Consider the following 10,956-nt stretch of genomic DNA (forward strand, 5'->3'; position numbering starts at 1 on the left):
GCCGGGGGCCTGCTGCCGTTCAGGCGGGTTCCTCCAAGAGAGACGGAAGTTGTTCGAGGGCGACTACCTCCGCGGGTGGGAAAGCTCGTGACTCGCCGATCGGCCCCTCGGCCTCGCCGCGGAGGTAGTGGTTGATGAAGTGTTGGGTTTGGGTGAGGACGGTGGCGCACTGGGTTGGGGTGATCTGGCCGGTGCTGAGGGCGTCCGCGAATTCGTCGAGGTCGAGGAGTTGGTAGCGGTTTGCGGCGGGTGGAATCAGTAGGTCGACGTACAGGTCGCGGACGACCAGGCCGGCGTCGGTGTGGTCGATCTCGACGAGGTCGACGTACCACCAGCCCTCGACCGGGCCCTCGAACACGGCCGGCTTGGTCAGTTGGATGCCCTCGTTGAGGAGCAGGTAGCTGCGGTCGACGGTGGGTCGGCCGGGCACCTGGTACTTGGGCAGGATCTTGACGTCGTAGGCGACAACGTCCCCGACCCGCCGGCCGGGGCACCACTGGCCGCTTCGATGGAACACCTGGATGTCATCCACCGCGCGACTCTTTCACGGGAGGACCCCGGGTGGGGCTTACCTTCGGGGGGTGACGGCGGTGCTTGCGATCATTCACGCGGGGCTGGCTGCGGCCTGGGTCGGCGGTATGGCGTACTCGTTGTTCGTCGTGCAGCCGAAGCTGAAGCGGTACTTCGGGAAAGACCACGACGGGCGGGAGCAGCTCACCGCGGTGATTGCCTCGGGCAACCGGTGGAAGGTGGTCGGGCTGATCGGCGCGATCGCGGTCACCGGGATCGCGCTGCTTCTGATCGACCACGACGACTGGTGGATCCACGCGTTGAAGGGCCTCTTGCTGCTGATCGCGAGCGGCATCTTCTGGTACGTCTCGTGGCGCCACTGGCCGCAGCGCGTCTTCGCCACCGCGGCCGAGCTGCCGGCACTTCAACGGCGGCTCATCATCCTCGCGACCACCATGCTCGCCCTGGCCGGATCAGCCTTCGCGCTCGGCGTTCTCGCAGTACACCTCTGAACCGGCCAGCTTAGGCGTGGCGGCCGTCGCCGGCGCTGAGAGGTTGGTCACGGAAACGATCGCTTGTGTCACTCATCGCGAGAAATACATTGGAATGGAATGCATCTCGCGAGGGAGAGGATCGACCGCATGTGTGGCATCACCGGGTGGGTGGCGTACCGGCAGGACCTCGGCGCGGAGCGGGAGGTCGTCGACGCGATGACCGAGACGATGTCGTGCCGCGGGCCGGATGCGAGAGGCACCTGGTACTCGCCGCATGTCGCGCTCGGGCACCGCAGACTCGCGGTCATCGACCTTCCCGGCGGCGAGCAGCCGATGACGACCGAGGTCGCCCACGAGGGGCGCACGATCACGCTCGGGATGGTCTACAGCGGTGAGGTCTACAACTACACCGAGCTGCGCGACGAGCTCCGCCGCCGCGGGCACGCGTTCACCACCGACTCCGACACCGAGGTCGTACTTCGTGCGTACGTCGAGTGGGGTACTGCGTTCGCCGAGCGGCTGAACGGGATGTACGCGCTCGCCATCTGGGACCCGCGGACCGAGACCCTGGTGATGGTCCGCGACCGGATGGGCATCAAGCCGTTCTTCTACTACCCGACCGCGGACGGGCTGCTGTTCGGTTCCGAGCCGAAGGCCATCCTGGCCAACCCCGCCGTACCGGCCGTTGTCGAGGCCGAGGGCCTGCGCGAGCTGCTCACGGTGTCGAAGACGCCCGGCAAGTCGTTGTGGGCAGGGATGTTCGAGGTCGAGCCCGGCACGGTGGTCACGGTCGACCGCGCCGGCATCCACCGCAGTACGTACTGGCGCTTGGAGACCCGGCGGCACACCGACGACCAGGACACCTCGGTCGCGCACATCCGCGAGCTGCTCGACGACATCACGCGCCGGCAGCTCGTGGCCGACGTACCGCGGTGTGTCCTGTTGTCCGGCGGGCTCGACTCCAGCGCGATCACCGCACTCGCGGCCGGTCAGCTCGCTGAGGAGGGAAAGAAGGTCCGCAGCTTCGCGGTCGACTTCGTCGGTCAGGAGGAGAACTTCCAGCCGACGGAGCTCCGCGGTACGCCGGATACGCCGTACGTGCACGATGTCGCGGATCTGGTGCACTCGCAGCACTCGGACATCGTGCTCGACAACGCCGTACTGACCGATCCGGAGATCCGCCGGAAGGTGGTCCGCGCGAACGACGCGCCGCTCGGCGGGGACATCTTCAACTCGCTGTACCTGCTGTTCGCGGCGATCCGGCAGCAGTCGACGGTCGCGCTGTCGGGCGAGTCGGCGGACGAGGTGTTCGGCGGATACCTGTGGTTCCACGACTCCGAGGTCCGGAACCGGCCGATGTTCCCGTGGATCGCCTATGCGCTGTCGCGGCGGGAGAGCGGTCAGGTCCACGTACTGCGCAAGGACGTGCTGAAGCAGCTCGATCTCGGCGGGCACCTGCGGGACCGGTACGCCGAGGCGGTGGGCGAGGTCGAGCGGCTCGAAGGGGAGTCCGACGACGAGTGGGCGATGCGGAAGGTCTGCTACCTGCATCTCACCCGGATGGTGCGGATCCTGCTCGACCGCAAGGACCGGATGAGTATGGCGGTCGGGCTCGAGGTGCGGGTGCCGTTCTGCGACCACCGGTTGGTTGAATACGTATACAACACTCCGTGGTCGATGAAGACGTTCGACGGGCACGAGAAGAGCCTGCTGCGGGCGGCGACCAGCGACGTACTCCCGCAGTCGGTGGTGGACCGGCGCAAGTCGCCGTACCCGCAGACGCAGGATCCGGCGTACGTCGAGGCGCTGGCCGGCCAGGTCCGCGAACTGGTGGCCGATCGCCACCCGGTGTTCGAGCTGGTCGACCGGGTCAGCGTCGATCAGGCGGCGCGGTCCGCGGAAGCCGTTGGACGGCGGCAACTGGAGCAGACGCTGTCGCTGGCGACCTGGATTGACCTGTATCACCCCGACATCAAGCTCGCGCTGTAGGAGTTGTTTGGCTGGCTGTGCCAGGATGGCGCTTCCCCTCGGAGGTGATCGACATGGCGGCGGCGGAGACTCTGCTACTCCTCGTGAGCATGCACCGGATCGTCAGGCACCTGCGCCGGAGCAGGACCACCACGGTCATGCACCCGACGCAATTCCTGGCGCTGATGCTGATCGCCGACGAGCAACCGATCCGGATCGGCGAGATCGCCACCCGGGTCCCCTGCTCCCAACCCACCGCGACGACGACGGTCGCCGCCCTGGAACAGGCAGGCCTGGTACGCCGCGAGCCGGACCCGGTCGATGGCCGCGCAACCGCCGTCGTCCTCACCGAGGCCGGCGCCGCCACAGTCCAAGCCTCCGGCCAACAAGCCGCCGACGAACTCTCCAACCTCCTCAACCGCCTCCCCGAAGCAGACCAAGCACTGGTCCTCAAGGCCGGCGAAGCCCTGTCCCGGATGGCCGACGACCTCTAACGGGGTTTCCCGGGGCATCCAGGGGCAGATACACAAATCCCCTCCCACCCCCACAAACTCCGGCTACAGTTGATCCTGCTCGTGGACAGAAGAGTCCCTTGAAGTGGACCCGGCAGCCTACCGGACGGTGGGTGAGCCGGGTCGGCGCTTCTACAGGTCCTTCAGCTGGCTGAAGGGCTCGACAAGTCGACGCCAATGCCCGCCTCGAGTCCACGCGGCGGCAACTGCGTCCGGCACCCACAGCAGCGGATCCAGCTTCGGGGCCAGCAACTCCCACCGCAGGTCGAAGCACTCGAACCGATGGCACGCGGCGTGTAACGTTGCCCGGTCCTTGTCGCGAGTCGAGTCGTCCCGCTCGATCACCAGTCGCTCGGCGTCTTGCGCGTTGTCACGCACAATGGCCTCCAAGCATCGTCGCCGGTCGGCGTGCGTGTCGCGGTCCGCGTGATAGACGTCGACCAGCACATGAAAGTCGCCGAGCAGCCTCAAGATCTGCTTGCGCCGTGCGTCGGTCTCGTGGTTGAAGTGCAACCGCTCCTGGCCAGGCAACAGAAGCGCCCGAAGCGCCTTGCGGTTGACTGTCACGTCGCCTGCTGGGCATCGTGCGGCGGCCATGAGGAGGCCTCGTGACTTGCTTTCGTCGACGAACACATGAACTGGCATTTCCCCGCCCTTGTCAGTGGCAAGGCTCGACCATCACATGTGCACGGCGACGCTCTGGCGAGTGACACCGGGGCATCTCGGGGCAGCTTGGGACAGATTGAAGGCCTTGTAAACAAGGCGGGAGCCGCCGGAGGGGGTGGGGCCTCCGGCGGCTCTCGGGAAGGTTAGTGGCGGTTGACGGTGAACGTGGTGGTTGTGTTTTGGATGTCGGTGGCGTTGTTGGTGAGGGTCAGGTTGTTGAAGGTGGCGGAGCCGACTGCTGGGCCTTGGCCTGGTTCGGGGAGTTCATTGGCCCAGATTCCGAAGCCGGACTTGGAGTCGAAGGCGTCGCCGGACTTTCGGGCTCCGGAGATTGTCGTGTTGGTGAAGACGGTGTCCGCGACCGGGAACTGCGGTTGACCGCCGACGTAGTTGGTCTGGAACATGATTCCGCTGTACGTCGGATCGACGACGTCCAGATCATTGACGCGAATGCCTTGGAAGACCTTCGACGCCGAGAAGATCCACACGCCGGGGAAGGCCTGATTACCCCAGAAATGCCCGCCGGATCGCACCACCGAGGCATTCTCGAACACGGTCGGCGGCGTCGCTCCGAAGCCGTTCATCGGAATGCCGAAGTCGAGCGAACTGATCGTGATCCCGGGGTATGTGAGCATGTCCGCCGCGTACAAGTTCCGGAAGATGTTGTTGGTCCCGCCGTACACCGCGAACCCGGCCGCCCGCCACGTCAGTGACGCAGAAAGGTTCTCGAAGACGTTGTCGCGGACCTCTCCGCCGCCGTTGTCGGTGGCGTTGAAGAGCGCGAAACTGTCGTCGCCGGTCGACCGTGCGTCGTTGTTGCTCACGGTGTTCCCGGCCGATCCGTTCGTCATGTTGATGCCGTCGGCGAACGTGTCCCGGATACGCGAATTCTTGATCACCGAGTTGTCGGTGTTCGCGCCCCAGTACATGCACATCTGGTGTTCGACCCAGATGTTGTCGATAGTCATGTTCGACGTACCCGCGAAGTTGAACACCTTCCCCGGGCCGTCGTTGCGGCTGTCGTAGTTCCCGAAGTACGAGAATCCGCTGAACGTCGACCCGTTCGCCGAAGACTGCGAATCGAAGCCGACGTCGGTGTTCGACTGGTTCTGCGGAGCCACGAACCGCGTGAACCACGGCCCCGCGCCGACGACCCGAATCGCACGGCCGTAGACGTTGAACTTCGACGACGTCTGGTACTCACCCGCCGGCAGGTAAACGCCCTGCAGTGTGGTGTCCTGCCGCACCCGGTCGAGCGCACTCTGCACGTCCTGCTGGGTGAACCCGGCCGGCGTCACATACCCGGCACCCGGATTCGCAATAGCCGTAGCAGCCTCGGTGTCGATGAAGTCGATCGAGTATGTCGAACCGTTCGACGGGTCCTTCTGCAGCCGGATCTTGGTCCCGGCCGGATAGGTCTGGTCGAGCATCAGATTGGCTTCGTCGTAGATGTGTCGCGCCGGTCCGGAGCCGGGCGAGTTGTTCGGCGACGCCTCCGCGCCGTACAACCAGGCGTACTTCGATGTCAGCGGCAACGTCTTCGCGAAGCTGCCGTTGATGTACACGCTGATCGACGAGCTCTGACCGCCGCCGCCGGACGAGTCCGGCATCGAGAACCGCGTGACCAGCGTGTTCGTCGACGCCCGGGTGGTGAACTCGACGTACGAACCGTTCGAGTTGAGCGTCACCGCGCGCCGGCCGGACGCCTCGCCGGCCAGGTCGCCGATCGTCCGGTTCGGTCCGATGACGGTCGCGCCGCCGCCGACCGAGGCGTCCTCGGCCTCGAGGTGGTCGTACGGCATGTTCGCACCGCGGCCCACGAACAGCGGCCGCTCACTGGTGTTGTTCGTCCGCTTCACCGGAAGCTCATTGGCGTCGTCTGCAATCACCACGCGCACGGTGTAACGCCCGTTCGCCGCCGTCCAGTTGCCAAGAGCAACAGCTGGAGTCGTCGCACCGGCCGCGATCGCGCCGTTGTACGAACCGGTCAGCGTCGTGACCACGGACGATCCGTTCAGCACGGTCAGCGTGATCCCATGCGCACCAGACGCAGAGGCGACGCTGCCTTGGTTGCGCAGAGCAACGGAGAAGGCGACGGAGTTGCCCGCCGACGGGTTGCCAGGCGTCCAGTTGACCGCCGACGCGACGAGGTCGGAGCTCGCCACCGGCGTCACTACCAGAGGCCCGGAAGCTGCCGCGGTGTTGTTCCCGTCGTTCTGCTCGATGACCGTGTTGGCCTCGTCGACCTTGGCGCTCAACGAGTACGACCCCGCGTCGCGCGTTCCGATCGACGCGCTGACCGTCGTCGACGCCCCGGCCGCGAGCGCGCCGACCGCCGCCGTACCGACCTTGGTATCGCCGAGGTAGAAGTTCACGTCGGTCGCCGCGGAGCCCGCCGTACCGCCGTTGTTCACCGTCGCGCGAACCGTGATCGCGTCCGTCTCGACAGGCGACGTCGGGGTCCAGCTGACGCCCGACAAGGTGAGGTCCGGGTTCGGTGCCGGTACGCCGAGCACCTGCAGCTCGGCGACCTGTCCCGCCGGTGCGCCGGTGTTCCCGGTGAAGTTCAGCCGTACGTCGGCGACCCGCGCGCTGACCGGGATCGTGACGCTGTTGCCGCTCGCCGGGTTGAAGGCGTACGACGCGGAGGCAACGATCGTGGTGAAGGACGACGAGCTCTGCTCGCGACCGAGGATCGAGAACGTCTGAGTGCGAGGACCCCACGCCGAATCCGGGTTGAGCCGGACCACGATCGAGCTGAGATCCGCGTTCGCGCCGAGCTGCGTGGTCAGCGTCGCCGGATTGGCGTTGCCCTCCCAGTACGTCGTCACGTTGTCGTCGTTCGCGTTCGCCGGCACGTAGGTGAACGTGTACCCGGACGCGGTGATCGGCTTGTGCAGCGCAAGATTGCTGCCCGGACCGCCGCTGCCGTTACGCGTGACCGTGTTGCTGTTCGCCGATTGGTTGCCAGCAGCATCCTTTGCGCGAACGAAGTACGACACCGAGACATTGGCCGGCTGGTTATCGGTATACGTCAGCCCGGTCACGCTGGTGCGGAGCTGGCCGTTCGCGTAGACGTCGTACCCGGTGACACCGACGTTGTCGGTCGACGCGTTCCAGGTGAGGCGGATCTGGCCGGCGCCGGGCTCGGTGAAGGCCAGGCCGCCCGGGGCGGTGGGAGCCTGGGTGTCACCGGTCGCCGGTCCGTAGACCTCGAGCTCGGACAGCTGCCCGGCCGGCCACCCGGTGTTCGCGGTGATCCGGATCCGGACGTACCGCGTGGTCGCCGTGCCGTAGTCGACCGTCACGGTGTTGCTCGGCGGGCTGAACGTGCGCGCCGCGGACGCGGACAGGTCGGCGAAGTTCTGCCCGTCGACGCTGCCCTGGACCGCGAGGGTCTCGTCGCGGGCACCCCAGTTCGCGGTCGGCAGCTTGAGCACGACCTGGTTGGTCGCGACGGATGAGCCGAGGTCGACCTGGACCCACTGCGGGAACGCGTTGTTCGCGCTCTCCCAGTAGCTGCTCTGATTGCCGTCGGTCACATTCGACGCGACGTAGGTCTGGGTGCTGCTACTGGCCGAGGCGGCTTTGCCGGCGGCGAGGTTGGGTCCGGCGAGTACGGCGGCCTGGGCGGCGGGCGCCGGTCGGACGAAGGGTGCTGCCGCGAGACTCGCAGCCAGCAAGGCGGTCAGCAACCGCCATCTCGGAATACGCATGGGCCTCTCCTGGTGGGCGGGTCAGGGAAGAGCTGCCGCGCTTGAGTCCAAAACTTGCATAGCCTTGCTCACTTCTTGCGCGACGATGGCTCATTGTTACGGCACCATCACGCAGGCGTCAACGGTTCGGGAACGACGAAGGCCCGGCTCGCACGCAGCGAGCCGGGCCTTCGAGGAACAGCGTCAGTGCTTGGCGGGACCCTCCGCGCCGGCACCGGTGAGCGCGCGGACCGAGAGCTCGTTGTAGCGCTCCTCGCTGGACTTGTCCCGGCCGAGGTACGTGCCGAGAATGCCGAAGAGGAAGCCGAGCGGGATCGACACGATGCCCGGGTTCGCCAGCGGGAACCAGTGGAAGTCGGTGCCGGTGATCATCGACGTCGGCTTGCCCGACACCACCGGCGAGAACACCACCAGGACGACCGCGGAGATCAGGCCGCCGTAGATGCTCCAGGTCGCGCCGGCGGTGTTGAACCGCTTCCAGAACAGGTTGAACAGCAGCGCCGGCAGGTTCGCCGAGGCCGCGACCGCGAACGCCAGCGCGACCAGGAACGCGATGTTCAGCTTCTGCGCCGGTATCGCCAGCGCGATCGACACCGCGCCGATCCCGATCGCCGCGAACCGCGCCACCCGCAGCTCGGACTTCTCGGACGGCTTCTCCTTCGCGATCACGTTCGCGTAGAGGTCGTGCGCGAACGACGAGGCGGACGTCAGCGTGAGCCCGGCGACCACCGCGAGGATCGTCGCGAACGCGACCGCCGCGATCAGCGCCAGCAGGATCGCGCCGCCGATCGAACCGGCGCCACCGCCGACGGACTCCGCCAGCAGCGGCGACGCGACGTTGCCCTTCGACTCGGCCACCGCCGAACCCTTGCCGGTGTCGAGCAGCGCCGCGGCGCCGAACCCGAGGGCCAGCGTCATCAGGTAGAACACGCCGATCAGGCCGATCGCCCACTGCACCGAGCGCCGGGCAGAGCGCGAGTCCGGCACGGTGTAGAAGCGGATCAGGATGTGCGGCAGACCCGCCGTACCGAGGACCAACGCGAGGCCGAGGGACAGGAAGTCGATCTGGCCGGTCAGGTCCTTGCCGTACAGGAGACCGGGCTGCAGGAACGACTCGCCATGGCCGGACTTCGTCGCGGCCGCGCCGAGCAGGTCCGAGATGTTGAAGTGGAATTTCAGCAGGACGAGGAAAGTGATCACGACGGTGCCGGCCATCAGCAGCACGGCCTTCACGATTTGCACCCAGGTGGTGCCCTTCATGCCGCCGATCGTCACGTAGATGATCATCAACGCGCCGACCAGGATGATCACGGCGGCCTTCAGACCCTCGCTCTTCACACCGAGCAGCAGCCCGACCAGCGAACCGGCGCCGACCATCTGGGCCAGCAGGTAGAAGATCGACACCACGATCGTCGAGGTCGCGGCCGCCGTACGGACCGGGCGCTGCTTCATCCGGAACGCGAGCTGGTCGGCCATCGTGAAGCGGCCCGAGTTCCGCAGCAGCTCTGCGACCAGGAGGAGCGCGACCAGCCAGGCGACGAGGAACCCGATCGAGTAAAGGAAGCCGTCGTACCCGTAGAGGGCGATCTGGCCGGAGATGCCGAGGAACGACGCCGCGGACATGTAGTCGCCCGCGACGGCCAGGCCGTTCTGTGAGCCGGTGAACGAGCGGCCGCCGGCGTAGTAGTCGGCCGCGGTCTTGTTCTGCCGGGACGCCCACCAGGTGATGTACAGCGTCACGGCAACGACCGCGCTGAACAGCGAGATCGTCAGCGCCCGGTTGCCCGGCTCGGTGGCCAGCGGGATGAGAAGCGAGTTCACCGGCGGCGCTCCCTCTTGTACTTGGCGTTCAGGCCGTGGGCCAGCGGATCGAGCTTGCGGTTGGCGAACCGGCCGTACAGGGCTGCGATCGCGAACGTCGACACGAACTGGAGCAGGCCGAAGATCAGCGCCACATTGATGTGGCTGCCGCCGATCCGGTGGCTCATGAAGCCGCGGGCCCAGTTGTTGCAGGCGACGTAGGCCAGGTACCAGGCCATGAAGGCGATGGTCCACGGCACGACGAAGTTCCGGTAGCGCCGTTTCAGCTCAGTGAAATCGGCCGCCTCGTGCACAGCCTCGTATGCGCGGGCATCCCGCTCGCGCACCGCCTGGTCGTCCATCAGATCCCCTTTTGCCCGCGACACGAACAGATGCACGTTAGCCGCAAGTCTCCGATTTGTGACCTACCGCAACCAAAACGTTTCTAGAGATGCGGTGCGACCGGCCCGTCGACGGTACGGCGGTAGTTGGCGAACTCGCTGGGATGAGCCCGGAAACAGTCGGTGAAATACGGCATTCGCAGGGCCTCGGGGGGCCGGGCGGTGTGCTCGTAGATCAGCTCGACCTGGTCCAGGACCTGGTCGCGCCGGGTGTCCTTGAGTATGGCGACCCGCGAGTGCGACTGGGCCAACTGCCGCAGACCCTCACGGTTCAGGTCGTGCCAGTGCCGGAACCGGACGAACTCCGGCGGGGTGAACAGGTTCGACTGGTCGAGGATCGGCACCGGGTCGAACCGGTCGCTGCCACCGACGTCGTCGCCCTGGATGACCTGGAAGATCCGGCGGACCCACGGGACCACGGTGTCCGCGTTGTTCCAGAGCAGGCCCAGTACGCCGTTCGGCCGCAGCACGCGGGCGATCTCCGGCAGCGCGCGGGCGTGGTCGAACCAATGGAACGCCTGCCCGACGATGACCGCGTCCACGGAGGCGTGCGCGAGCGGGATCGACTCCGCCGCGCCGACCATCGTGTCGATGCCGGAGCGCCTGCGGCAGACCTCGAGCATCTCCTGGGACGGATCCACCGCGATCACGTCGTGTCCGAGCTCAGCGGCGACCGCGGCGAGCTTGCCGGTGCCGGCCCCCAGATCGAGGACCTGCAGGCCGCGCCCGGGGCCGAGGATCCAGGTCAGCGCATCGCGCGGGAACGTCGGCCGGCCGACGTCGTACGCCGCCGCGACGGCGCCGAACGCCTTCGCCCGGGCCGCGTGTGCGCCGTTGGCCGGGGTGTCCGCGGCATCCCCGGCTGGATCATCGGTGGTCATCACCGTAA

The 10,956-nt window shown here is 66.9% G+C and carries 9 protein-coding genes; 3 read left to right on the forward strand and 6 right to left on the reverse strand.

Annotation, left to right across the window (positions count from 1 at the left end):
- Nucleotides 1-19: 19 nt before the first annotated feature.
- The gene (locus EV645_RS22450; RefSeq protein WP_130445927.1) at nucleotides 20-532 is read right to left on the reverse strand and encodes a DUF402 domain-containing protein; all 513 of its coding nucleotides are present in this window, start codon (nucleotides 530-532) and stop codon (nucleotides 20-22) included.
- Between the two features lie 49 nt (nucleotides 533-581).
- Here EV645_RS22450 and EV645_RS22455 point away from each other — a divergent pair, with 49 nt between their 5' ends.
- The 3 genes from EV645_RS22455 (at nucleotide 582) to EV645_RS22465 (ending at nucleotide 3,466) form a co-directional block, all read left to right on the forward strand.
- A complete protein-coding gene (locus tag EV645_RS22455; protein ID WP_130445928.1) occupies nucleotides 582-1,022 on the forward strand; it encodes a hypothetical protein in 441 nt (146 codons plus the stop codon).
- A gap of 129 nt (nucleotides 1,023-1,151) precedes the next feature.
- Nucleotides 1,152-2,993, forward strand: coding sequence for an asparagine synthase (glutamine-hydrolyzing) (gene asnB, locus EV645_RS22460; RefSeq protein ID WP_130445929.1), 1,842 nt, complete (start codon nucleotides 1,152-1,154; stop codon nucleotides 2,991-2,993).
- A 53-nt stretch (nucleotides 2,994-3,046) separates the two neighbouring features.
- Nucleotides 3,047-3,466, forward strand: a complete 420-nt coding sequence (locus tag EV645_RS22465) for a MarR family winged helix-turn-helix transcriptional regulator (RefSeq protein ID WP_130445930.1) — start codon at nucleotides 3,047-3,049, stop codon at nucleotides 3,464-3,466.
- A 150-nt stretch (nucleotides 3,467-3,616) separates the two neighbouring features.
- Here the strand turns inward: EV645_RS22465 and EV645_RS22470 are convergent, their stop codons facing one another.
- The 5 genes from EV645_RS22470 to EV645_RS22490 form a co-directional block, all read right to left on the reverse strand.
- Nucleotides 3,617-4,051 (reverse strand): hypothetical protein, encoded by a 435-nt coding sequence (locus EV645_RS22470; protein WP_130445931.1) that lies wholly within the window; start codon nucleotides 4,049-4,051, stop codon nucleotides 3,617-3,619.
- 242 nt (nucleotides 4,052-4,293) lie between these two features.
- Nucleotides 4,294-7,866 carry a discoidin domain-containing protein gene (locus tag EV645_RS22475; RefSeq protein WP_130445932.1) on the reverse strand — a complete coding sequence of 1,191 codons (3,573 nt, stop codon included), beginning with the start codon at nucleotides 7,864-7,866 and terminating at the stop codon, nucleotides 4,294-4,296.
- A gap of 183 nt (nucleotides 7,867-8,049) precedes the next feature.
- A complete protein-coding gene (locus tag EV645_RS22480) occupies nucleotides 8,050-9,687 on the reverse strand; it encodes a solute symporter family protein (RefSeq protein ID WP_130445933.1) in 1,638 nt (545 codons plus the stop codon).
- The gene (locus EV645_RS22485; protein ID WP_130445934.1) at nucleotides 9,684-10,028 is read right to left on the reverse strand and encodes a DUF485 domain-containing protein; all 345 of its coding nucleotides are present in this window, start codon (nucleotides 10,026-10,028) and stop codon (nucleotides 9,684-9,686) included. The genes EV645_RS22480 and EV645_RS22485 overlap by 4 nt, the downstream gene beginning before the upstream one ends.
- Nucleotides 10,029-10,111: 83 nt before the next feature.
- Nucleotides 10,112-10,948, reverse strand: a complete 837-nt coding sequence (locus tag EV645_RS22490) for a class I SAM-dependent methyltransferase (RefSeq protein ID WP_130445935.1) — start codon at nucleotides 10,946-10,948, stop codon at nucleotides 10,112-10,114.
- Nucleotides 10,949-10,956 lie beyond the last annotated feature (8 nt).

It is taken from the genome of Kribbella rubisoli, assembly GCF_004217145.1.
GTDB lineage: Bacteria > Actinomycetota > Actinomycetes > Propionibacteriales > Kribbellaceae > Kribbella > Kribbella rubisoli.